Source organism: Aquicoccus sp. (assembly GCF_041686535.1).
In the GTDB taxonomy this organism is placed as follows: Bacteria; Pseudomonadota; Alphaproteobacteria; order Rhodobacterales; family Rhodobacteraceae; genus Aquicoccus.
This window is the reverse complement of sequence record NZ_JAWLDS010000051.1, coordinates 1-22,101: the sequence shown is the minus strand read 5'-3', so window position 1 is coordinate 22,101 and position 22,101 is coordinate 1. Positions and strand designations below refer to the sequence as shown.

Here is a 22,101-nt window from a genome sequence, read left to right as displayed (position 1 = left end):
CGACGAGTTGCTCGATCGTGTTCGACAGTACCCGCTGATCAATTTCGGCGGTCGAACCGGTGCGCAGAGCGCCGCCGGCGATGACATCGGCATCGAAGAAACGTCGCAGCGCGACCACGCCGACCATGACCAGCGCCACCAATCCGCCGGGCAGAAACGCCAAGATCAATGCCGTGTTCAGGGGCAGGAATGGGGGCGACATCGACAATGGGACCCAAACCAGGACAACGGCCAGGAGAAACCCGATTGCCTGCCCCAGAACAATCTTCATACGCAGCGACATGTCCCCTCCTTCATCTTGCGAAAATACTCTCGGGGGGAAGGTGCGGATTGCAAGAGCAATCTGCACCTCGGGGGGCAGACAGCCCCCCGCGACCGCGCGCCGGGTTCAGGCCCGGGCAGCGCGGATCAGTTCGAGAATCTCCTGCGCGGCATGGGGGATGTTGGTGCCCGGCCCGAAGATCGCCTTGACGCCGGCCTTCTTCAGAAAGTCGTAATCCTGCTGCGGGATCACCCCGCCGCAGATCACGATGATATCCTCGGCATCCTTTTTCCTGAGCTCCTCGATCAGTTGCGGGGCAAGCGTCTTGTGGCCTGCCGCCTGGGAGCTGATGCCGACCACGTGCACGTCATTGTCGACCGCATCCTGCGCAGCCTCCTCCGGGGTCTGGAAGAGCGGCCCGACATCCACGTCGAAACCGATATCGGCAAAGGCGGTGGCGATCACCTTGGCGCCGCGGTCATGGCCATCCTGCCCCATCTTGACCACCAGAAGCCGCGGGCGGCGGCCCTCTTCCTCGGCGAACTGCTCGATGCTCTTCTGGATCGCGGCAAAGCCCTCGTCGCCCTCATAGGCGGCACCATAGACCCCGGCGAGCGTCTTGACCTCGGCGCGGTGGCGGCCGAATTCCTTTTCCATTGCCATGCTGATTTCCCCCACTGAGGCCCGTGCACGGGCCGCTTCGACCGCCGCTTCGAGCAGGTTTCCCCCCTCTTTGGCGCGGCGGGTCAGTTCATCGAGCGCGGCCACGCAAGCCGCATCGTCGCGTGTCGCGCGGATCTTCTCCAGCCGCGCGATCTGGCTCTCACGGACCTTGACGTTGTCGACGTCGAGAATGTCGATCGGGTCTTCCTTGTCCTTGCGATACTTGTTTACCCCGACGATCACCTCTGTGCCGCGATCGATCATGGCCTGGCGGGTGGCGGCCGTTTCCTCGATCCTGAGCTTGGGCATGCCGGAGGCCACGGCCTTGGTCATGCCGCCGATCTCCTCGACCTCCTCCATCAGTTCCCAAGCCTTTTCGGCCAGCTCGTGGGTAAGGTTCTCGACATAATAGGACCCTGCCAGCGGATCGACCACGTTGGTGATGCCGGTCTCTTCCTGAAGGATGAGCTGCGTGTTGCGCGCGATGCGGGCCGAGAAATCGGTGGGCAGCGCAATTGCCTCGTCAAGCGCGTTGGTGTGCAGGCTTTGCGTGCCCCCCAGCACCGCCGACATCGCCTCGTAGGCGGTGCGGATCACGTTGTTGTAGGGGTCCTGCTCCTGCAAGCTGACCCCGCTGGTCTGGCAATGGGTGCGCAGCATCTTGGAGCGCTCGTTCTGTGCCCCGAACTCGGTCATGATCCTGTGCCACAAGAGCCGGGCCGCGCGCAGCTTGGCCGCCTCCATGAAGAAATTCATCCCGATGGCAAAGAAGAAGCTGAGACGGCCTGCGAACCTGTCCACATCCATGCCCGCCTCGATCGCGGCCTTCACATATTCGCGCCCGTCCGCCAGCGTATAGGCCAGCTCCTGCACCAGGTTCGCGCCGGCCTCCTGCATGTGGTATCCGGAGATCGAGATCGAGTTGAATCTCGGCATCTCGTTCGAGGTGTACTCGATGATGTCCGAGATGATCCGCATCGAGGGCTCGGGCGGATAGATGTAGGTGTTGCGGACCATGAACTCCTTGAGAATATCGTTCTGGATGGTCCCCGAAAGGGCAGATTTGTCGTGGCCCTGTTCCTCGCCCGCGACGATGAAACTGGCCAGGATCGGGATCACGGCGCCGTTCATCGTCATCGAGACTGACACCTGGTCGAGGGGGATGCCGTCGAAGAGGATCTTCATGTCTTCGACCGAATCGATGGCCACACCCGCCTTGCCGACGTCGCCCACCACACGGGGGTGGTCGCTGTCGTAACCCCGGTGTGTCGCCAGGTCGAATGCAACCGAGACGCCCTGCTGCCCGGCAGCAAGGTTGCGGCGGTAGAAGGCATTGGACTCCTCGGCCGTGGAAAAACCGGCATATTGCCGAATCGTCCAGGGGCGCCCGGCATACATCGTCGCCTTGACGCCACGGGTGAAGGGCTCGAACCCTGGCAGGCTGCCCATATGGGGCAGGTCCGCGGTGTCCTCCCCGGTATAGACCGGTTTGACCGCGATCCCTTCGAGCGTGTGCCAGGTCAGGTCGTCCAGCGGGCGGTCCCGAAGCTCTTTCTCGGCCAGTTTGCGCCATTCATCCATCTTGTCCGTCATCGTCTTGTCCTCTTGTCTTCGCCGCGTCCGGCGGGTTTGCCTCGCCTTACGGAAGGCGGGCTTGCTTGATCGGTTGCAACACTCCACCGTTCCCAGAGGCCGGGTGAAACAGCCATTCGGCCTCGCATCCTCGCAAAGCCGCGCTCTGGGCGTCGTACAGGGGGGGCCGGTGGCCTGCTCTCGGGCCCTTGCCACAGGCACCAGCCGGGCTGACCGGCCATTACCGCGTGATCAAGGCGCTGTATTTCAGAACCGGGGAGTGCTGCGCTGCGCCCTTGTGTCACAAAGCGTTTAACGGAAACATTTTTTGTGAATTCTTGCCAAGCAACAGTCGTATTGGGGTAGAACCCGCCTATATGACAATCCGAAGGAGACCATATGAAACCTGTTCTTGCCCTTGTTTTGACCCTGTTTATCGCCTCGGCCTCCGGCGCACAGGATATCCTGCCCGAGTCGATCTCGCCCCCAATTCCCGAGGATGGAGAATGGGATCTGAAGCAATTCGAGTGGGAAAAGCGGCTTGTGATTGTCTTCGCCAACAGCCCCGGTGACCCGCAATTCATCGAGCAACTCAGGCTTCTGGCGGAGCGCCCAGAAGCCCTTGAACGGCGTGACGTCGTGGTGCTGACCGACACCGACCCCGCCAAAGACAGCGAATTGAGGCGCCAGTTCAGGCCGCGGGGGTTCATGCTTGTGCTGGTGGGCAAGGATGGAATAATATATTTGCGCAAGCCTGTCTCCTGGGCAGTGCGCGAACTGACGCGTTCGATCGACAACATGCCTCTGCGACAGCAGGAAATCATGCGCGACAAATCGCTGCGACCATGAGCCCGGATCACTGGACCGCCCCACTTGTCATGACGACATGGCGCCGCACCGGATCGAGGATTGCAATCGCACCGTCGGGCGCGGAAAACACCAGAACAGACGGCGAGACGGTCAAGGCGCTGTAGAAGGCCTGCCGGGTGGCGTCGTCCATGCAGGCGCGCGCGGCAAGGCTGGTCTCTTGCAGAGCCAGACCGGTGGCGCGATCGGCCTCCATGAAGGCGACAAACAGCGCATCGACCGACATTTCCTCGTTCGAGATCGCGAAAGCGTCCGGTTGCGCGCGGTTGCCGATCACCTCTTCGACACTGGCGAACAGCGGCACACGCGATTTCACCTCGCCGCTCTGGGCGCGAAAGACAGCGGCCGTGCAGGGGCGCCTTGAATCGAAATGGAGCGTCTCACCGATGTCGAACCACTGCGCCGCGATCGCCCGCGCCTCATCCTCGGAATGCCGGTCGCAGGCGGCTACGAAAGCAAGCGCGGCAAGGGAAATGCCCCGCACCGCGCCGCGCCCGGACATGAGCCCCCCGCCCCGCATCGTGTTTACTCGAACTCCATGATCACGTCGTCGACAGCGAGGCTGTCGCCGGGGCCGGCGTTGATCTTAGACACCACGGCCTTGCGCTCGGCCCGCAGGATGTTCTCCATCTTCATCGCCTCGACCGTGCACAGGGCCTGGCCCTCCTGCACCTCCTGGCCCACCTCGACATCGACCTTCACGATCAGGCCGGGCATGGGACAGAGCAACAGTTTCGAGGTATCAGCGGCCAGTTTCTCGGGCATCAACGCGGCCAGTTCGGCCTGGCGCGGGGTGCGCACGTGCACCTTGAGATCGGCACCGCGGCTGCGCAGACGGAACCCGCCGGAAATCTTGCCCACCTTGAGAACGAGCGGTTCGCCGTCCACGCTCATCCGGGCCAGTTGATCGCCCGGGGTCCAATTGCCGGTGACGCGGTGTTCGGTGCCGTCAGAAAAACGCACGGTGGCACCTTCTGGGTCGGCGTCGATGCTGGCGGGGAAGCTCTCGCCCTGAAGGGTGACGACCCAGTCGGAGCCGACGCGGCGTTCGTGGTTGTCCATCCGCCCGGAAATCCGGGTGCGGCGGATTTCCGCGACGCGGTGCATGGCCGCCGCGGAGGCCGCGATTCGGCGCAGCGTGATCTCGGGCAGGGTAACGCCCTCGAATCCTTCGGGCCATTCCTCTGCGATGAAGGCGGTGGTCATGTCGCCGGAGATGAATTTCGGATGGTCCATCACCGCGCTGAGAAAGGGCAGGTTGTGCCCGATTCCCTCGATCTCGAAACTGTCGAGCGCGATTCGCATATGTTCAATCGCCTCGTCCCGGGTGGGGGCCCAAGTGCACAGCTTGGCGATCATAGGGTCGTAATACATGCTGATCTCGCCGCCCTCGTAGACGCCGGTATCGTTGCGCACCACGTGATCGGCCTTGACCACCTCGGCCGGCGGGCGATAGCGCGAAAGCCGCCCGATCGAGGGCAGGAAGCCGCGATAGGGGTCTTCGGCGTAAAGCCTGTTCTCGATGGCCCAGCCGTTGAGTTTCACATCTTCTTGCGCGATCGAGAGCGGCTCGCCATTCGCCACCCGGATCATCTGTTCGACCAGATCGACCCCGGTGATGAGTTCGGTGACCGGGTGTTCCACCTGAAGGCGGGTGTTCATTTCAAGGAAATAGAAGTTCTTGTCGCCATCGACGATGAATTCCACCGTGCCCGCCGAGGCATAGCCCACCGCCTTGGCCAGCGCGACGGCCTGTTCGCCCATAGCGCGGCGCGTGGCCTCGTCGAGGAAGGGGCTGGGGGCCTCTTCGACGACCTTCTGGTTGCGGCGCTGGATCGAGCATTCGCGCTCGCCCAGATAGATGCCGTTGCCATGCGTGTCGCACAGCACCTGGATCTCGATATGGCGCGGTTGCGTGACGAATTTCTCGATGAAAATGCGATCGTCACCGAAACTGCTGGCGGCCTCGTTCTTGGAGCTTTGGAAGCCCTCGCGCGCCTCGTCGTCGTTCCAGGCGATGCGCATCCCCTTGCCGCCGCCGCCGGCGCTGGCCTTGATCATCACCGGATAACCGATCTCGTTCGAGATCTTCACCGCCTCTTCAGCGTCTTCGATGAGCCCCATGTATCCGGGCACAGTCGAAACCTCGGCCTCCTGCGCGATCTTCTTGGAGGTGATCTTGTCGCCCATCGCCTCGATCGCGCCCTTCGGCGGACCGATGAAGGCGACGCCTGCGTCCGCGAGCGCTTCGGCGAATTTTGGGTTTTCCGACAGGAAACCATAGCCGGGATGCACCGCCTCGGCGCCGCTCGCCTTGATCGCCTGCATCACTTTGTCGATGACGATATAGGATTGGTTGGCCGGGGCCGGGCCGATATGCACCGCCTCGTCGGCCATCTGCACATGCAGCGCCTGGCGATCGGCATCCGAATAGATCGCAACCGTGGCGATGCCCATCTTGCGGGCCGTCTTGATCACGCGGCAGGCGATTTCGCCCCGGTTGGCAATCAGGATCTTGTTGAACATGTCTCGTCCCTTCCGTTTCTTGGCTGCGGGAGGGCGTCCCCCGAAGCGAACGCAACAAAACGGCCATCGCGGGCTGTCACCGCGATGGCCGAAGATGTGAGTGATTGTGCGAAGTCCGTTACGCGGCGCGCGTGTTCAGCAGCGCGCCGGATATGTCTGGCAATAGGCCACGTTGGCCGCCGCGCCGACGACCGCGCCGGTGCCCACGCTGCCGTTGACAACGATGGCCGAGGCCGCTCCGGCCCCGCCACCCATGAGCGCCTGTTCGACCGCCGTGTCACCGCAGGCCGCGACAAGGCCGAGGGACGCAAGCGCGAGAGCGCGAACCGTGTGTTTGATTTGCATGTTATGCCTCTTGACGTTGTTTTTCTTTTGCCCCGCAGGATGCTGCAACCCGGCCGGGAAAGAAAGCACTTTTCACACCGGCGCGCAACAATGACCAACACGCCCCCAAACAGGCCGAACCCATTTTCGTGAGAGAAAAATTGGGGCGGATGGCTTTGGGGAGAACCTATCCGCCCCAAGGAGGAAGGGTAACGGTACAGACGATGAGTCCCGGCCCGTTTCCGGGCCGCCACTACTGATGCGATACTGCAAGATTGCAGGTGTGCTGCCAACCACATCACGCGGGGGACGCGACAATGGGCCGATCCTCGCCGATTCGCGGCAAAGTTGCGCAAGTTCATGCCGATTCTCCTCCGAAAACCTCGGGGAAGGAACGGCGTGCCACATCGACATCAATGCGCAGGAGGGCTTCATAACTGGTCGGGTCGAACGGGTCCTGCGCGGCAATCACCTCGCGCCCGAACAACCAGGAAAGCCGACCGGCATCGAGATTGCCCCGCTCGAACGGCTGATCGCCGAAATGCTCCCAAAGAGCGGCGAGAAATATCTCGTCGGCGCGGCGGTCGGCCGGTCTGCGGTCGCGATACCGATCCCGCGCGACGATCGGAGTCACGCCCCGCGGATTGGCCCGCCGAATGGTGAACTGGAAATCCGTGCCGGGCAGCCGCCCGGGAAAGCCACGATGTTTCAGCATCCGCCACCTCGCGTCAGGGCGCGGCGCAGACCGAATGCGTGGCAAAGCGGGGCGGACACGAAGGCCCGCCCCGGAAACCGGTTACTTGTATTTACCGGTATAGGTCGGCTCGGCCGAGATGGGCTCAGGCTCGACAACGATATATTCTTCTTCCTGCTGGGCACATGCCGCCACAAGGGCGACGAATCCCACAGCAAGAATGCTCTTGATGGCTTTCGACATCTGCTTCTCCTGTCTCTTTTATTGGACAGACCGGAACGCGACTGCTCCAACTGCCCCTCGCACGAGGTAAGGATCGCCTGAAGGAGACCCCGCGTCACGATACAGCAAAGCCGTAGCAAAGGAAACTTATCCACAGCGTTCCCCCGGCGCTGTGACTCGAAAGCCTCAATCGCCGCCTGGCCTGAGCTTTGGTTCGCAAGATATTGTGCTCGCATCAAAACTCCTCCCAAATGCAGACGTCATCCCGGATCGAAAACACCTCGAAAAACTGGGTGACGTCAGGATCTGACTGGCCAAACGGAATCGCGCGATCAGCCAGCGAAATCACGATCCGGTCCACTGGCTCGGGCGTTGCTTCGACACGCGGCAAGGCAAAGGTGTTGCACAAGAATTCCAAGTCCCTGACCCGTGCCTCGAAATCTGGTGCGTCCTCGCCCGCGACCTCCGGCGCGACGAAACGGAATCGCGCATATGTCATCTGACCATCCGGCTTGATGTCGAGAAACATCTCATGCAACCCGGCATCGAGCCCCGAGGGCAAGGGCGGCACAGGCACCGGATCGCTGCCGTCGGCCCCGGCCGCACTCGCCGCAATCATCGATAACGCGCATAGCCCCGAGGCCCGCAGACGCGCGCCAAGGACGCGCGTCCAGGTCATGCGGCCCGCGCCGGGCTCTGTTCGGGAAGGGGACGGCATGCCGAAACCTCAAAGCGGGATATTGTCGTGCTTTTTCCAGGGATTCTGGAGCTTCTTGTTGCGCAGCGCCGCGAAGGCACGCGCGACGCGCCGCCGCGTCGAATGCGGCTGGATCACCTCGTCGATGAACCCGCGTTCTGCCGCGACGAAGGGATTGGCAAAGCGTTCTTCGTAATCCTGTGTATGCTGCGCGATCTTCTCGGCATTGCCCAGATCAGCGCGGTGGATGATCTCGGTCGCGCCCTTGGCACCCATGACCGCGATCTCGGCCGTGGGCCAGGCATAGTTGAAATCGCCGCGCAGGTGCTTGGATGCCATCACGTCATAGGCCCCGCCATAGGCCTTGCGGGTGATCACCGTGACCTTGGGCACCGTCGCCTCTCCATAGGCGAAGAGGAGCTTGGCGCCGTGCTTGATCACGCCACCGAATTCCTGCCCCGTCCCGGGCAGGAATCCGGGCACGTCGACAAAGGTGAGGATCGGAATCTCAAAGGCATCGCAGAATCTTACAAAGCGCGCGGCCTTGCGCGAACTGTCGATGTCGAGACACCCGGCGAGCACCAACGGCTGATTGGCGACGACCCCCACGGTGCGCCCTTCGAGCCGGATGAACCCGGTGATGATGTTCTTGGCGAAGTCTTCCTGGATCTCGTAGAAATCGCCCTCGTCGCCGACCTTCTGGATCAGTTCCTTCATGTCATAGGGCGTGTTGGGGTTTTCCGGGATAAGCGTGTCAAGGCTTTGCTCGATGCGATCGGGCGCATCGAAGAACGGGCGCACCGGGGCCTTGTCGCGGTTATTGAGCGGCAGGAAATCCACAAGGCGGCGAACCTCGGCCAGCGCCTCGACATCGTTTTCGAAGGCTGCATCGGCAACGCTGGATTTGCGGGTATGGGTCGAGGCGCCGCCCAGTTCCTCGGCGGTGACGACCTCGTTGGTGACGGTTTTCACCACGTCAGGACCGGTGACGAACATGTAGGACGAATCCTTGACCATGAAGATGAAGTCGGTCATCGCCGGCGAGTAGACCGCACCCCCCGCGCAGGGGCCCATGATCACCGAAATCTGCGGCACCACGCCGCTTGCCATGATGTTGCGCTGGAAGACCTCGGCATAGCCGGCAAGGCTGGCCACGCCTTCCTGGATGCGCGCGCCACCCGAGTCGTTGAGGCCGATCACCGGAGCGCCGTTCTGCATCGCCATATCCATGATCTTGCAGATTTTCTCGGCATGGGTTTCCGAAAGCGAGCCACCGAAGACCGTGAAATCCTGTGAGAAAACATAGACTTGCCGCCCGTTGATCGTGCCCCACCCGGTCACGACACCGTCGCCGTAGGGGCGCTGTGCCTCCATCCCGAAATCGGTGCAGCGATGCGCCTTGAACATGTCGAATTCTTCGAAACTGTCCTCGTCAAGAAGCAGCTCGATCCGTTCGCGAGCGGTCAGCTTGCCCTTGGCGTGCTGCGCCTCGATGCGTTTTTCCCCGCCACCCTGGCGGGCGATGGCGCGGCGGTTATCGAGCTCTTGAAGGATATCTTTCATGACCGTCCCCTTTGCGAATTTGGCGCAGCATATCGGCGTGGCACCAATGGCAAAAGGAAAATTCGGCAAATTTGCAATATTAAGCATAACAAAACTTTGCAAAATGCAAATATGCGAATGCCGCGACGGCAAAAGCAAATCAGGCGCTGCGCATCTGGTATTCCGGTGCGGAAACTGATCAATTGTCTCCGTCGGGTCTTTTTAACCTGTGAAGCACCTCACCCGGCAGATTACGCGACCCTGTTAAAGATGTCCTTATGCAAGCGCACCCCCCTGCCCGTTTTCTCGACAAGCACAGCCCGCCACATATCGGCACCCTGACCGGGCTTACCGGCATTGCGGCACTGGCGATGAACCTGTTCCTGCCCTCGCTGCCCGGCATGGCGGCGCATTTCGGCGTGACGCCCGCCGTGATGGGGCTTTCGGTCGGGCTTTACCTCTTTGTCAACGCGCTTCTGCAACTCGTGGTCGGTCCGATCTCGGACAGGTACGGACGGCGACGGGTGATCATCGCCTCGCTGGTGGCCTATTGCCTGGCGTCACTGGGCTGTGTTTTTGCACCGAATGCCCTTGTCTTCCTGACGTTTCGCATGTTGCAGGCAAGCATTGCCGTGACCATGGTCCTGAGCCGCGCGGTGGTGCGCGACATCACGCCCGAGCACCAGGCGGGGGCACGCATCGCCTATGTCACCATGGGCATGGCGCTGGTGCCGATGGTCAGTCCGACGATCGGCGGGTTTGCCGAGCATTATTTCGGCTGGCAGGCCAATTTCTGGATCCTGTTCGCGGTCGGGCTGGTCGGGCTGGCGGTGGCCTGGGCCGACCTGGGCGAGACGGCGCAGAAAAGCGAGAGTTCCCTGATCCAGCAATATCGCGAGATGCCCGAGTTGCTGCGCAGCCCGCGCTTCTGGGGCTACAGCATGGCCGCGACCGGGTCCGCGGGGACGTTCTTTTCGTTTCTGGGCGGTGCGCCCTTCGTGGCGACCGATGTTTTCCTGCTTAAACCTCAAGAGCTTGGCCTCTATTTCGCCGCCCCTGCCCTGGGTTATTTCTTTGGCAATTTCGCCGCCGGGCGTTACTCGGCACGGATCGGTGGCGACCGGATGGTGCTCATCGGCATGGTGATCCTTCTTCTGGCCTCGGCCACGTCGCTGCTGCTGTCGCTGCTGGGGCTGCAAACCCTGCTGACCTTCTTTGCCTTGATGGTGCCCGTGGGGTTCGGCAACGGGATGTCGATCCCGAACGCGGTTGCGGGCACGCTCTCGGTGCGGCCAAGACTGGCGGGAACGGCCTCGGGGCTGGGTGGCGCGATGATGCTGGCCGGCGGGGCCGGGGTTTCGGCGATTGTCGGATGGGGACTTGAAGGGGGCCAGACCGCGACCCCGCTGGTGTTGATCCAGACGCTGTCATCGGCGGGCGGCGTGCTCGCGATCCTCTATGTCATACGTCGTGCCGCGCGGCTCGGCGCGGCGGGAATAGACGGGCCTTAACCTTTCGCCGGGGCCGCGAATCCGGGGGGTGACATCCGGCTGCCGGGCGTATGATTTCCGGCTGCCGGGCGACTTGATCCGCGCCGAAGGGCAATCATGAACGGAGCGCACGGTGACTTTGCAAGCCGTGCAATTTGCAATAGGAAATTTGCAGATTTACACGCCGCGAGAGGTGTCCGATGGCCAATCCCCGAATCTATGCCGGTGCCAAACTGCGCGAGACGCGCCGCCGCCTCGGCCTCACCCAGAAGGATTTCGCCGCCAAGCTGGGCGTGTCCCTGCCCTATCTCAACCAGATGGAGAACAACAAGCGCCCCGTCTCGACCACCGTGGTCCTGGCGCTGGCGCAGGAATTCGGCTTTGACGTGACCGAGCTGGCCTCGGGTGACAGCGAGCGGCTGGTCTCGGACATGCGCGAGGCGATGGCCGACCCGGTCTTTGCCGACGACCCGCCGCCGCTCGCGGATCTGCGGCTGACGGCCTCGAACGCGCCGGGGCTGGCGCGGGCCTTTCTGGAACTGCACCGTGCCTATCGCGAGACCCATGAGCGGCTGGCCAGCCTCGACGAGGCGCTGGGGCGCGAGGATGCACGGATGCAGGCCAGCCCGTGGGACGAGGTGCGCGATTTCTTTCACTATTGCGACAATTACATCGACGCGGTGGACCGGGCCGCCGAGCATTTCGCGCAAGGCGCCGGGACAGGGGGCATCGCCGCCCACGCGGTTCAGGCGCTGCGCGGCGAAGGAATCACCGTGCAGGAAGGCGATACCGAGATCCTGCGCCGGTTCGATGCACAGGCGCGGGTTCTCACGCTTTCGGCGCGGGTGGCGCCCGAGACGCGGACATTCCAGCTTTTGTTGCAGGTGGCGCTGCTCAAACAGGATCAACTGCTCGAAGCGATGCTCGATCTCGCGCGGTTCCAGTCGGACGAGGCGCGCGCCATCGCCAAGATCGGGCTGGCCAACTATTTCGCGGGCGCGGCGCTGATGCCCTATGGCGCGTTCCTTGCCGCGGCGCGCGAGACGCGGCACGATCTGGAGCGGCTGGCACAGCTTTTCGGCGCCTCGATCGAGCAGGTGGCGCATCGGCTTTCGACGCTGCAACGACCGGGCGCCAAGGGCATTCCGTTCTTCTTCGTGCGGGTCGACCAGGCCGGCACCATCACCAAGCGTCACAGCGCCACGCGGCTGCAATTCGCAAGGTTCGGCGGGGCCTGTCCGTTGTGGAACGTGCATCGCGCCTTCGAGACGCCGGGTCGGTTCCTGCGGCAACTCGCCGAGACGCCGGACGGGGTGCGCTATCTTTCCATCGCGCGGGACGTGAGCAAACCGGGCGGGCATTTCGGCGCGCCGGTACGGCGGTTCGCCATCGCACTGGGTTGCGAGGTGGCCCATGCGGGGCACCTTGTCTATGGCGACGGGCTTGATGTCGGGGACAAGCAGAATTTCGAGCCGATCGGCATTTCCTGTCGCATCTGCGAGCGGGTCAACTGCCATCAGCGCGCGGTGCCGCCTCTGGAGCGGCGGCTGAGCATCGACGCGGACCGGCGCGGGGTTCTGCCCTACGAGGTAGGCTGAAGAACCCCGCGCCGCGCGATCAGCCCTTGGTGAGCATCGCGTAGATCTCGTCCTTGAGATGGGCACGTTGCTTGCGCAGCTCGGTTTCGGCCAGATCGTCCATCGGTTCGACATTGGTCTCGGCGCGGTGCACGGCACGGTTGATCTCGTGATACTCCTCGGCGAGGCGGGCAAAATGCGCGTCCGAGGTTTTGAGCCGGGTCAATGTCTCGGCGTGTTCTGGAAATTCCTCGTGCAGCTCGTGCGGGGTGTGGGACATGCGCATTTCTCCTCTGGTGCCATGCTTGGGTCTGCGCACCCTAGGACAGGGCCGGAACGCCCGGCTTTGACACGGATCAAGCGCGGCGTTTTTTCAGCACGTCTCGACGCCGGTCACAGCGCATAGACCCGGTCGGCGGTGTCCCTGAACAGCGCGTCCTGCGCGGGCGCATCATATCGCGCGGCGATCTTCTTCATCGCGTTCCAGTAGGGCACATAACCGACCGAGAGCTTGTCGACCGGGAAATTGCTTTCGAACATGCAGCGTTCGGGCCCGAAGATGTCGATCATGTGGTGGTAGTAATGCGCCTGAGCCATCACGATCTCGTCCGATGCGGGGGGCGTCGCACGCCCGTCCCAGCCGAAACCGTTCATCGGCATCGCAAGGCCACCCAGTTTCGCCACCACGTTGGGGCATAGGGCGATTTCCTGCATCTCGCGCTGCCAGTCGGCAAAGCGCGCCTCGCGTTGGCCGGCAAATCGGTGCGTGCCGATGGGCGTTCCGAAATGGTCGAAGATGATCGTGGTGTCGGGGCAGGCCCGCGCGAGGGTGACGAACTCGCCGTTCTGCGGATGGAAATGCCAGGTGTCGTAGGTCAGGCCACGTTCGCCGAGAGCGGCCACGCCGCGCTGGAAATCGGGATCGAGATAGAGGCGCGGTACCGGCTGGCCCGGGAACATGAATTTCTCGCGCTCCGCGTCCCAGGCGCCGGCATGGCGGATGCCGCGAAAAATCGGGCTGGCCGATTGATGCGCATCGAGCACCGCGTTGAGCGTGTCGGGCGGCAGCCGCAGGTCGGCATGGGCGACGATGGCGGCGATCTGCGCCTTTTGCGGGGTCCTGGCGGCCACGTCGGCGATGGCCTGCACGTAATGACTCTCGGCGATGGGCGCCATGGGGTCGGGATCGCCGCGCGTGTAGCCCGCGCCGCATTCGATGAAGACGGTCTTGTTCACATTGTGGCCCGACCCGGTGTCGGCCCAGAGGTCCGCAAGTTCGTAGGAGCTTCCCAGCCGTTCGGGCCAGAGGTGGTGATGCGGGTCGGTGATTTCGCGCGCGGGGTCGATGATCGGCTCATCGAGCTGCGCGTGCCAGTCGTTCAAATCCTCGGGAAATCGCATGTGGGCCTCCTCCTCGGCAAAGCCTAGGGGCGCGCCCGGGGTGGCGGCAAATGTTTCGTGGCGTCGCTCTTCGCGCGCCCCATCCGCACCGTCAGCGTTGCGCGGTTTTCCAGTCGGGGTGAATCCAGGGCCGGTCGTTCGACGCGGGCAACGGGTCGCGCCCGAGGATGTGGTCGGCGGCCTTTTCGCCGACCATGATCGAGGGCCCGTTGAGGTTGCCGTTGGTAATGCGCGGAAAGATCGAGCTGTCGGCGACGCGCAACCCGTCGACGCCGATCACGCGGCATTGCGGATCGACCACCGCCATCGGGTCATCCGTTGCTCCCATCTTGCAGGTGCCACAGGGGTGATAGGCGCTTTCGGCATGTTCGCGGACGAAGGCGTCGATCTCGTCATCGCTTTGAACCGCCTCGCCGGGCTGGATCTCGTGGCAACGATAGGGCGCGAAGGCCGCTTGCTGGAAGATCTCGCGGGTGAGGCGGATGCAGCGGCGGAAATCGCGCCAATCCTGATCGGTGGACATGTAGTTGAAGAAGATACGCGGCGCAGCCGCCGGATCGGACGAGCGCAGGGTGATCTGCCCGCGCGAAGGGCTGCGCATCGGGCCGGTATGGGCCTGGAATCCATGGCCCTCGGCCGCCGCGCGGCCGTCATAGCGCACCGCGAAGGGCAGGAAATGATACTGGATATCGGGATATTCCACGCCCGCGGCCGAGCGGATGAAGGCGCAGGATTCGAAGTTGTTGGTGGCCCCCAGCCCGGTCTTGGTGAAGAGCCACTGCGCACCGATCAGCGCCTTGGAAAAGATGTTCCAGTGCTTGTAGAGCGTGATCGGCTGGCTCGCCGCGATCTGGAAATAGACCTCGAGGTGATCCTGGAGGTTCTGGCCCACGCCGGGGCGGTCGGCAATGGGGGTGATCCCGTGTTCGGCCAGGTGCGCGGCGGGGCCGATACCGGAGAGCATCAGCAGCTTGGGCGAGTTGAAGGCCGAGGCCGCAACGATCACCTCGGCGCGGGCGGCGATGATCTCGGTTCCGCCGCGACGGGCGATCTCGACCCCGGTGGCGCGCCCCTCTTCGATCACGACCCGGGTGGCGAGGCCGCGCGCGACCGTGCAAAGCCCGGTCTTGAGCGCCGGCTTGAGATAGGCGTTGGCCGCCGACCAGCGCCGGCCTTTCCAGACGGTCTGTTCGAACGGGCCGAAACCTTCCTGTTTCTCGCCGTTGTAATCGTCGGTCAGTTGATAGCCGGCCTGCCGCCCCGCCTCGACAAAGGCGTGGTAGAGCGGGTTCCTGCGCGCGCCACGGGTGACGTGGAGCGGGCCGTCATTGCCGCGCCAGGCCGGGTCGCCGCCATGGCCGCCATCGTGCCAGTTCTCCATCCGCTTGTAATAGGGCAACACGTCGGCAAAGCCCCAGCCGCTCGCGCCGGTCTCGGCCCAATGGTCGAAATCGCGGGCATGACCGCGGACATAGACCATGCCATTGATCGAACTCGACCCGCCGATCACCTTGCCGCGCGGCGCGACAAGGCGGCGCCCGCCAAGACCGGGTTCGGGTTCGGTCATGTAGCCCCAGTCATAACGCGACATGTTCATCGGGTATGAGAGCGCGGCAGGCATCTGGATGAACGGCCCCGCATCGGTGCCGCCATGTTCGATGACGATGACGGATTTACCGGCCTCGGTCAGCCGGTAAGCCATGGCGCAGCCCGCGCTGCCCGCGCCGATGATGACGTAATCGGCCTGCATCATGCCAAGCGCCTGCTCGATACGGGGGAAAGATGAGTATTTTTACCAGGAAAGAACATGGTGTCATTCGCCCCGCGGGAAACGCTGGTTCTCTTCCAGCGTGTTGAGGTCCATGTGGTTGCGCATGTAGCGCTCGGACGCCTTTTGCAGCGGCTGGTAGTCCCAGGGGTAATAGCCGCCCTGGCGCAGCGCCTCGTAGACGACCCAGCGGCGGGCCTGGGACTGGCGCACATCGGCGTCGAATTGTTCGAGATCCCAGCGGCTCGCCGCCTCGACGCGGAAAAGCTCGAGCACCTTGGCATAGTCCGGATCCTCGGCGAGGTTGGTCAACTCGCCGGGGTCGTTTCGCATGTCGAACAATTGTTCGGGATCGAGCGCGCAATTGGTGTATTTCCAGCGCCCCGCGCGCAGGGCGATCATCGGCGAATAGGACGCCTCGGCGGCGTATTCCATCGCCACGGCGCTCTTGCGGATGCGCCCTTGCCCCAGCCCGACAAGGCTTTCGCCGGTGGTCCATGGCATCACCTCGTCCATGCTGACCCCGGCCAGTTCGCAAAGCGTGGGGCAGATGTCGATGGTCGAGACCGGCTCGCCCACGCGGCCTGGGTTCATCGCGTCGGGCGCCGAGATCATCAGCGGCACCCGCGCCGAACCCTCGTAAAAGGACATCTTGAACCAAAGCCCGCGCTCGCCCAGCATGTCGCCGTGATCGGAGACGAAGAGGATGATCGCCTCTTGCCGGGTGGCATCAAGCGCCGCCATAACCTCGCCGATCTTTTCGTCGAGATAGGAGATATTGGCGAAATAGGCGCGGCGCGAGCGGGCCACGTTCTCGTCGGTGATCTCGAAGCTGCGCCAGTCGTTGGCGTCGAAGATGCGTTGCGAATGCGGGTCCTGGTCCTCGTAGGGGATGGGGCCGACACGCGGCGCGAGGTTGTCGCAATCGGCGTAGAGATCCCAGTATCTGCGCCGTGCCACGTAGGGGTCATGCGGGTGGGTGAAGCTGACCGTGAGGCACCAGGGCCGCGCGTCATGGCCGCGCGCAAGATCATAGATCTTCTGCACGCCGTGGAACGCCACCTCGTCGTCGTATTCCATCTGGTTGGAGATATCGGCCACGCCCGCCCCGGTAACCGAGCCGAGGTTGTGATACCACCAGTCGATCCGCTCGCCCGGTTTGCGGTAATCCGGGGTCCAGCCGAAATCGGCGGGATAGATGTCGGTGGTCAGTCGCTCCTCGAAGCCGTGAAGCTGATCGGGGCCGACGAAATGCATCTTGCCCGACAGGCAGGTCTGATAGCCGGCGCGGCGCAGGTGATGGGCATAGGTGGGGATCGAGGAGACGAACTCGGCGGCGTTGTCATAGACGCCGTTCTGCGAGGGCAATTGCCCCGACATGAAGGCCGCCCGCCCCGGCGCGCAGAGCGGGCTGGCGGTATAGGCATTGACAAAGCGGGTCGAGCGCTCGGCCAGGCGGGCAAGGTTGGGTGTATGCAGCCAGTCGGCCGGGCCGTCGGGAAACAAGGTGCCGTTGAGTTGGTCGACCATGAAGATGAGAATATTGGGTTTGCTCATGTCGGTGCCCTTTCCAGTTCGAGCCGCGCGTAGCCCATGACCTGTTCGACCGCCGCATCGCCATCGGGGGCTCCATGGCCGAGCGACTGGCGCAGGTAGACGCCGTCGATCAGGGCCGCCACCCGTTCGGCGACCGGCCGGGCGCGCGCGCCCAGGGGCGGGCGCAGCGCATCGCACAGGTTGGAGCGGATGCGCTTGTGATAGATGTCGAGCAGCCGCCGCGCCTCATCCGAGGTCTGGGCCAGCACGTAGAAGTTCATCCAGGCCGCCACCGTGTCGGCGCGGAAGTTTCGCGGGCTGAACGAGGCGCGCACGATCGCCTCGACCCGCGCGGCGGGACCGGTCGCCATCACCAGCGCGCCGCGCACCTCGGCGGCATAGACCCCCATTGTATAGCGCATGGCGGCCACGAAGATCTGCTCCTTGCCGCCGAAATAGTGATGCGCCAGCGCCGAGGACATGCCCGCGCGGCGCGCGATCTGGCTCACGGTCACGCCGAGCGTGCCGTGTTCGCCGATTTCGGCAATCGTCGCTTTTACCAGAGCCTCGCGTCGGATAGGCTCCATTCCAAGCTTGGGCATGTTATCCTCAAATGGCTTGCCTGCGCAGCTAGAATGGTTTTTATTGACTCGTCAATCAAAGAAAAACTTGGGAGACAGAAAAATGACCTTCAAGACCACGATCTCCGCCCTTGCCCTGATGGCCACGGGCACTATGGCGGCCGCGCAATGCGACACGGTCACCTTCTCGGATGTGGGCTGGACCGACATCACCGCCACCACCGCGGCCAGCGCCGTCGTGCTCGACGCGCTGGGCTATGACACCGAGATCAAGCTCTTGTCGGTGCCGGTGACCTATACCGCGCTGGCCAGCGGCGATGTGGACGTGTTCCTTGGCAACTGGATGCCGACGATGGAGGCCGACATCGCCCCCTATCGCGAGGAGGGCACGGTTGACACGGTGCGCATGAACCTCGATGGCGCGAAATACACGCTGGCGGTCAACAAGCCGGCGGCGGAACTTGGCATCAAGGATTTTGCCGATATCGCAGAACAGCGCGAGGCCCTGGATGAAAAGATCTATGGCATCGAGCCGGGCAATGACGGGAATCGCCTGATCATGGACATGATCGAGGACGACGCCTTTGGCCTGTCGGGATTCGAGGTGGTGGAAAGCAGCGAACAGGGGATGCTGGCCCAGGTGGACCGGGCCACGGGACGCGGTGAGCCGATCGTGTTCCTGGGCTGGGAACCGCACCCGATGAACGCCAATCACGAGATGGAATACCTCACCGGCGGTGACGACTGGTTCGGCCCTGACCTGGGCGGTGCGACCGTGCACACCAACACGCGCGCGGGTTACGTCGAAGAATGCCCCAACGTGGGCCGGTTCCTTGAGAACCTGAGCTTCACGCTGGCCATGGAGAACGAGATCATGGGCGCGATCCTCAACGACGGCGAAGAGCCTGACGACGCCGCCCGCGCCTGGCTCAAGGCCAATCCCGACACCTATGCGGCCTGGCTCGACGGTGTGACCACCCAGGACGGCGACGACGCCGTGGACGCGGTGAATGCCGCACTGGGGATGTAAGACGGCCATGACGCTGGCCGATCGCATTCGGCGGATTATAGAGGAAAAGCCCGGCATCACCGATGCCGGGTTGACCGCCCTCCTACCCGGAGGCCCGTCACGGCACCAACAGGTCAATCAAAGGTGCCGGCAACTTGCCGCGCAAGGTGTCATAACACGTGACAAACGTGGGGATCGCTTCATCGGGAATTTTCCGGCAAACCATTGCCCAACCCTGACATCCACGCCCGAGGGCAGCGACCGGCCGCGGGTGGGCGAGAAGCGCCCGCCCGGGGGGGCGGTCGGACGCTGCCCGGCGGTGCAGAGATCGCAGGTTCAGGTCTCGTTCGCTTGGCATTCGGCCGGGGAGATCCTGAAGGATGCAGAAGCCAAACCAAGGTTTCCCCGACTTTCGACCGCGCCGGGTCTGTATCGGTTGCGATTGCCGCATGATCGCTCGGTCTATGTCGGAGAGACCATCAACCTGCGACGCCGCATGCAGAACTATCGGACACCGGGATCAAGGCAGAAAACCTCAATTTGGGTGAACAAACTGATTTGCGCGGTGCTGAACGATAACCGGTGCATCCTTCTGGAAACATGCACGGACCTCCGTCTCCTGATAGATGGAAGAGACGAAACCGCGAACCTGTCCTCCAAGACCGTAAGATGTGTTGCCGAAAACGCGGCATTGCTGAGCGAGATCGGCAATGGATGGACACCCTTGAACAAGGCAGATTGATGAACTGGCTGACCGATACGAAAATCCCCGTCGGAAAGACCGCCAAGCAGGTCTTTGACTGGTTCCAGGATGTGGGCGAGCCGTTCTTCGACGGCCTTTCGCTGATGATGGAATTGCTGATCGAAGGCATCCTGTGGGTATTGCAAAGCCCGCCCGAACTTGCGGTGGTGGCCGGGTTCATGGCGCTGACATGGGCCCTGCAGCGGGGCTGGAAAATGCCGCTGCTGGTGGGTCTCGGGTTTCTCTTCATCCTCAACCAGGGCTATTGGGAAGAGACCACCGAGAGCCTGACGCTCGTTCTGTCGGCCTGTGTCGTGTGCATGTCGGTGGGCGTGCCCATCGGCATTGCCGCGGCGCATCGCCCGCGTCTCTATGCGTGGATACGCCCGGTTCTCGACCTCATGCAGACCCTGCCGACCTTTGTCTACCTGATCCCGGCGATCGTCTTTTTCGGTATCGGCATGGTGCCGGGGTTGATCGCCACGGTGATCTTCGTGCTGCCCGCGCCCATTCGCCTTACCCATCTGGGCATCACCTCGACGCCGCAACCGCTGATCGAGGCGGCACAGGCGTTCGGGGCCACAAAACGCCAGCTTCTGTGGAAGGTCGAACTGCCCTTTGCGCTGCCGCAGATCATGACCGGGCTCAACCAGACGATCATGCTGTCGCTCAGCATGGTTGTGATCGCGGCCCTGGTCGGGGCAAGCGGTCTGGGTGTGCCGGTGGTGCGCGCGCTCAACACCGTGAACACCGCACTGGGGTTTGAATCGGGCATCGTCATCGTTGTGGTGGCGATCATGCTCGACCGGATGCTGAGGATCGAACGCAAATGACCGGAGCCAACGCAGAGACCGCCCCCGCCGTGATCTTCGACAAGGTGTCGATCGTCTTTGGCGACCACCCCGAACGCGCCCTGCCGCTGATGGATGCGGGGCAGGAACGCGGCGAGATCCAGGCCGCCACGGGCCAGGTGCTGGGCGTGCATGACTGCACGCTGGAGGTTCAGGAGGGCGAGATCCTTGTCCTCATGGGGCTGTCCGGATCGGGCAAATCGACGCTGTTGCGGGCGGTCAACGGGCTCAATCCCGTGGCACGCGGCGCGGTGCATGTCCGGCGCGAGGGCGAGATGGTGGACATCACCCATGCCGGGGCGCAGACCCTGCGCAAGATGCGGCTTTCGCATATCTCGATGGTGTTTCAGGCCTTTGGCCTCCTGCCCTGGCGAACGGTGCACGAGAACGTGGGGCTGGGTCTCGAACTGGGCGGCATGGGCCCGGCCGAACGCGCCGCGCGGGTCGATGAACAGCTTGAGATCGTGGGCCTTTCCGACTGGGCCGAGCGCAAGGTGGGCGAATTGTCGGGCGGCATGCAGCAGCGCGTCGGCCTGGCGCGGGCCTTTGCCACCAATGCGCCGGTCCTGCTGATGGACGAGCCGTTCTCGGCGCTCGACCCGCTCATCCGCACGCGGCTTCAGGACGAGTTGCTGGAGTTGCAGGACACGCTGCACCGCACCATCATCTTTGTTTCCCATGACCTCGACGAGGCGTTCAAGATCGGCAACCGCATCGCCATCATGGAGGGCGGGCGGATCGTGCAATGCGGCACCCCGCAGGAAATCTTCTCGAACCCTGCCAACGAGTACGTGGCCGATTTCGTGGCCCATATGAACCCGCTTGGCGTGCTTTGCGCGCGCGACGTGATGGAACCGGCCGAGGGCGCTCCGCGGATCACCGTGAAGCCGGACGAGGATATCCGCGCAGTGATGGAGAAGGTCGGCCAGAGCGGCGCGCCGGTGGGTGTCGAAGAAGGCGGGCGGATCGTCGGGCAGGTAACGAAGGACCGGGTTTTGTCCAAGCTCCTCGACCCGCGCGGCTGACGCGGTCCGGGACGCCTCCGGCGGGAGTATTTGGGGCAAGATGAAGGGGCGGCGCTGGCCGTTTTTTCAGAGCCTGGTCAGAGTTTTGTTTCGGGCACGATGGGCGTGCGCAGGCGACGTTTGAGCACCGCCTCGCGCCATGTCATGAAGGAGATCGCCGCGACGATCACCGTGCCGCCCGCGATCACCCACAGATCGAATCCCTCGCCAAAGACGAAGGCGCCCAGCAACACCGCCCAAACGAGTTGAAGGAAATTGACCGGCTGGGTCACCGTCACAGGCGCCGCGGCCAGCGCCAGCGACATGGTGTAGTGCCCTGCCGTGGCCAGAAAGGCGACGACGAGAAGCAGCAGGAACTCTTCCCCGTTGGGCCAGACCCAGTTCATCAGCGCCAGCGGCGCCAACCCGATCGTCACCGAGATCGACAACATCGTCACCGTCACCTCGGGACCGGTCTCGTCGGCCATCCGCTTGGCGATGAGATAGGAGGCCGCAAAGAACACCGCCGCGATCAGCATGGCCAGGTGCCCCGGCCCGACCTCGCGAAAGCCCGGGCGCAGGATGATCAGCGCGCCGACCAGCGCCGCCGCCACCGCGAGGATGCGCCGCAGATGCAGCGTTTCGCCGAGAAAGAGTGCCGCGCCGACGGCCACATAAACCGGCGCGAGATAGTTCATCGCGGTCACGTCCGCGATCGGAATGCGCGCCATCGCGAAGAACCACAGCGCCACGCCCACGGTATGGGCCAGCCC

At 63.5% G+C, this 22,101-nt stretch carries 22 protein-coding genes and 1 pseudogene; 8 read left to right on the top strand and 15 right to left on the bottom strand.

Annotated elements, in window-relative coordinates; translation table 11 throughout:
* Positions 1-283, bottom strand: a pseudogene (locus ACESL9_RS11325) (MAPEG family protein); the annotation flags it as partial.
* A 105-nt stretch (positions 284-388) separates the two neighbouring features.
* Complete coding sequence (scpA, locus tag ACESL9_RS11320; RefSeq protein ID WP_372615153.1) at positions 389-2,518, bottom strand: methylmalonyl-CoA mutase; 2,130 nt, start codon at positions 2,516-2,518, stop codon at positions 389-391.
* 378 nt (positions 2,519-2,896) lie between these two features.
* On the opposite strand from scpA, the gene ACESL9_RS11315 reads away from it, so the two are divergent.
* Positions 2,897-3,346 carry a DUF4174 domain-containing protein gene (locus ACESL9_RS11315; protein WP_372615154.1) on the top strand — a complete coding sequence of 150 codons (450 nt, stop codon included), beginning with the start codon at positions 2,897-2,899 and terminating at the stop codon, positions 3,344-3,346.
* A gap of 7 nt (positions 3,347-3,353) precedes the next feature.
* Here the strand turns inward: ACESL9_RS11315 and ACESL9_RS11310 are convergent, their stop codons facing one another.
* The 7 genes from ACESL9_RS11310 to ACESL9_RS11280 form a co-directional block, all read right to left on the bottom strand.
* Entirely contained in the window at positions 3,354-3,866 is a 513-nt protein-coding gene (locus ACESL9_RS11310) for a hypothetical protein (protein WP_372615155.1), read from the bottom strand.
* Between the two features lie 23 nt (positions 3,867-3,889).
* Positions 3,890-5,890 (bottom strand): acetyl-CoA carboxylase biotin carboxylase subunit, encoded by a 2,001-nt coding sequence (locus ACESL9_RS11305; RefSeq protein WP_372614811.1) that lies wholly within the window; start codon positions 5,888-5,890, stop codon positions 3,890-3,892.
* A gap of 135 nt (positions 5,891-6,025) precedes the next feature.
* Positions 6,026-6,235 (bottom strand): hypothetical protein, encoded by a 210-nt coding sequence (locus ACESL9_RS11300; protein WP_372614813.1) that lies wholly within the window; start codon positions 6,233-6,235, stop codon positions 6,026-6,028.
* Between the two features lie 337 nt (positions 6,236-6,572).
* Positions 6,573-6,929, bottom strand: a complete 357-nt coding sequence (locus ACESL9_RS11295; protein ID WP_372614815.1) for a hypothetical protein — start codon at positions 6,927-6,929, stop codon at positions 6,573-6,575.
* A gap of 81 nt (positions 6,930-7,010) precedes the next feature.
* Positions 7,011-7,151: a hypothetical protein gene (locus ACESL9_RS11290; RefSeq protein ID WP_372614817.1), complete on the bottom strand. Its 141-nt coding sequence runs from the start codon at positions 7,149-7,151 to the stop codon at positions 7,011-7,013.
* A gap of 214 nt (positions 7,152-7,365) precedes the next feature.
* Positions 7,366-7,809, bottom strand: a complete 444-nt coding sequence (locus ACESL9_RS11285; RefSeq protein ID WP_372614819.1) for a DUF6497 family protein — start codon at positions 7,807-7,809, stop codon at positions 7,366-7,368.
* Positions 7,810-7,857: 48 nt separating this feature from the next.
* Positions 7,858-9,390 (bottom strand): acyl-CoA carboxylase subunit beta, encoded by a 1,533-nt coding sequence (locus ACESL9_RS11280; protein ID WP_372614821.1) that lies wholly within the window; start codon positions 9,388-9,390, stop codon positions 7,858-7,860.
* Between ACESL9_RS11280 and ACESL9_RS11275 the strand changes: the two genes are divergently transcribed.
* From ACESL9_RS11275 to ACESL9_RS11265, 3 genes are all read left to right on the top strand, one after another.
* Positions 9,389-9,568: a hypothetical protein gene (locus ACESL9_RS11275; protein WP_372614823.1), complete on the top strand. Its 180-nt coding sequence runs from the start codon at positions 9,389-9,391 to the stop codon at positions 9,566-9,568. The two genes, ACESL9_RS11280 and ACESL9_RS11275, sit on opposite strands and share 2 nt — an antisense overlap.
* A gap of 79 nt (positions 9,569-9,647) precedes the next feature.
* Positions 9,648-10,880: a multidrug effflux MFS transporter gene (locus ACESL9_RS11270; protein ID WP_372614825.1), complete on the top strand. Its 1,233-nt coding sequence runs from the start codon at positions 9,648-9,650 to the stop codon at positions 10,878-10,880.
* A gap of 179 nt (positions 10,881-11,059) precedes the next feature.
* Complete coding sequence (locus ACESL9_RS11265) at positions 11,060-12,457, top strand: short-chain fatty acyl-CoA regulator family protein (protein WP_372674835.1); 1,398 nt, start codon at positions 11,060-11,062, stop codon at positions 12,455-12,457.
* Between the two features lie 19 nt (positions 12,458-12,476).
* On the opposite strand, the gene ACESL9_RS11260 is transcribed toward ACESL9_RS11265, so the two are convergent.
* The 5 genes from ACESL9_RS11260 to betI form a co-directional block, all read right to left on the bottom strand.
* Positions 12,477-12,716, bottom strand: a complete 240-nt coding sequence (locus ACESL9_RS11260) for a YdcH family protein (RefSeq protein WP_372614829.1) — start codon at positions 12,714-12,716, stop codon at positions 12,477-12,479.
* Between the two features lie 113 nt (positions 12,717-12,829).
* On the bottom strand, positions 12,830-13,837 hold the full coding sequence (locus ACESL9_RS11255) for an amidohydrolase family protein (RefSeq protein ID WP_372614830.1): 1,008 nt from the start codon (positions 13,835-13,837) through the stop codon (positions 12,830-12,832).
* Positions 13,838-13,928: 91 nt separating this feature from the next.
* Positions 13,929-15,587, bottom strand: coding sequence for a choline dehydrogenase (gene betA / locus ACESL9_RS11250; RefSeq protein ID WP_372614869.1), 1,659 nt, complete (start codon positions 15,585-15,587; stop codon positions 13,929-13,931).
* Positions 15,588-15,650: 63 nt separating this feature from the next.
* On the bottom strand, positions 15,651-17,162 hold the full coding sequence (gene betC, locus ACESL9_RS11245; protein WP_372614832.1) for a choline-sulfatase: 1,512 nt from the start codon (positions 17,160-17,162) through the stop codon (positions 15,651-15,653).
* Complete coding sequence (gene betI / locus ACESL9_RS11240; protein WP_372614834.1) at positions 17,159-17,743, bottom strand: choline-responsive transcriptional repressor BetI; 585 nt, start codon at positions 17,741-17,743, stop codon at positions 17,159-17,161. Before betI ends, betC begins: the two co-directional genes overlap by 4 nt.
* A gap of 82 nt (positions 17,744-17,825) precedes the next feature.
* Here betI and ACESL9_RS11235 point away from each other — a divergent pair, with 82 nt between their 5' ends.
* Genes ACESL9_RS11235 through choV form a run of 4 tightly spaced genes read left to right on the top strand, consistent with a single transcriptional unit; the run spans position 17,826 to position 21,349 of the window.
* Positions 17,826-18,752, top strand: coding sequence for a choline ABC transporter substrate-binding protein (locus ACESL9_RS11235; protein ID WP_372614836.1), 927 nt, complete (start codon positions 17,826-17,828; stop codon positions 18,750-18,752).
* 7 nt (positions 18,753-18,759) lie between these two features.
* A complete protein-coding gene (locus ACESL9_RS11230; RefSeq protein ID WP_372614838.1) occupies positions 18,760-19,473 on the top strand; it encodes a GIY-YIG nuclease family protein in 714 nt (237 codons plus the stop codon).
* Entirely contained in the window at positions 19,473-20,306 is an 834-nt protein-coding gene (gene choW, locus ACESL9_RS11225; protein WP_372614841.1) for a choline ABC transporter permease subunit, read from the top strand. The genes ACESL9_RS11230 and choW overlap by 1 nt, the downstream gene beginning before the upstream one ends.
* Positions 20,303-21,349 carry a choline ABC transporter ATP-binding protein gene (gene choV, locus ACESL9_RS11220; protein ID WP_372614843.1) on the top strand — a complete coding sequence of 349 codons (1,047 nt, stop codon included), beginning with the start codon at positions 20,303-20,305 and terminating at the stop codon, positions 21,347-21,349. Before choW ends, choV begins: the two co-directional genes overlap by 4 nt.
* A gap of 77 nt (positions 21,350-21,426) precedes the next feature.
* On the opposite strand, the gene ACESL9_RS11215 is transcribed toward choV, so the two are convergent.
* Positions 21,427-22,101, bottom strand: a 675-nt coding sequence (locus ACESL9_RS11215; RefSeq protein WP_372674834.1) for a DMT family transporter, incomplete at its 5' end; no start/stop codon positions are given.

Coding starts and splice junctions, on each gene's coding strand:
- scpA (WP_372615153.1), bottom strand. CDS start 2,518: ATGACGGACAAGATGGATGAATGGCGCAAACTGGCCGAGAAAGAGCTT.
- ACESL9_RS11315 (WP_372615154.1), top strand. CDS start 2,897: ATGAAACCTGTTCTTGCCCTTGTTTTGACCCTGTTTATCGCCTCGGCC.
- ACESL9_RS11310 (WP_372615155.1), bottom strand. CDS start 3,866: ATGTCCGGGCGCGGCGCGGTGCGGGGCATTTCCCTTGCCGCGCTTGCT.
- ACESL9_RS11305 (WP_372614811.1), bottom strand. CDS start 5,890: ATGTTCAACAAGATCCTGATTGCCAACCGGGGCGAAATCGCCTGCCGC.
- ACESL9_RS11300 (WP_372614813.1), bottom strand. CDS start 6,235: ATGCAAATCAAACACACGGTTCGCGCTCTCGCGCTTGCGTCCCTCGGC.
- ACESL9_RS11295 (WP_372614815.1), bottom strand. CDS start 6,929: ATGCTGAAACATCGTGGCTTTCCCGGGCGGCTGCCCGGCACGGATTTC.
- ACESL9_RS11290 (WP_372614817.1), bottom strand. CDS start 7,151: ATGTCGAAAGCCATCAAGAGCATTCTTGCTGTGGGATTCGTCGCCCTT.
- ACESL9_RS11285 (WP_372614819.1), bottom strand. CDS start 7,809: ATGACCTGGACGCGCGTCCTTGGCGCGCGTCTGCGGGCCTCGGGGCTA.
- ACESL9_RS11275 (WP_372614823.1), top strand. CDS start 9,389: ATGACCGTCCCCTTTGCGAATTTGGCGCAGCATATCGGCGTGGCACCA.
- ACESL9_RS11280 (WP_372614821.1), bottom strand. CDS start 9,390: ATGAAAGATATCCTTCAAGAGCTCGATAACCGCCGCGCCATCGCCCGC.
- ACESL9_RS11270 (WP_372614825.1), top strand. CDS start 9,648: ATGCAAGCGCACCCCCCTGCCCGTTTTCTCGACAAGCACAGCCCGCCA.
- ACESL9_RS11265 (WP_372674835.1), top strand. CDS start 11,060: ATGGCCAATCCCCGAATCTATGCCGGTGCCAAACTGCGCGAGACGCGC.
- ACESL9_RS11260 (WP_372614829.1), bottom strand. CDS start 12,716: ATGTCCCACACCCCGCACGAGCTGCACGAGGAATTTCCAGAACACGCC.
- ACESL9_RS11255 (WP_372614830.1), bottom strand. CDS start 13,837: ATGCGATTTCCCGAGGATTTGAACGACTGGCACGCGCAGCTCGATGAG.
- betA (WP_372614869.1), bottom strand. CDS start 15,587: ATGCAGGCCGATTACGTCATCATCGGCGCGGGCAGCGCGGGCTGCGCC.
- betC (WP_372614832.1), bottom strand. CDS start 17,162: ATGAGCAAACCCAATATTCTCATCTTCATGGTCGACCAACTCAACGGC.
- betI (WP_372614834.1), bottom strand. CDS start 17,743: ATGCCCAAGCTTGGAATGGAGCCTATCCGACGCGAGGCTCTGGTAAAA.
- ACESL9_RS11235 (WP_372614836.1), top strand. CDS start 17,826: ATGACCTTCAAGACCACGATCTCCGCCCTTGCCCTGATGGCCACGGGC.
- ACESL9_RS11230 (WP_372614838.1), top strand. CDS start 18,760: ATGACGCTGGCCGATCGCATTCGGCGGATTATAGAGGAAAAGCCCGGC.
- choW (WP_372614841.1), top strand. CDS start 19,473: ATGAACTGGCTGACCGATACGAAAATCCCCGTCGGAAAGACCGCCAAG.
- choV (WP_372614843.1), top strand. CDS start 20,303: ATGACCGGAGCCAACGCAGAGACCGCCCCCGCCGTGATCTTCGACAAG.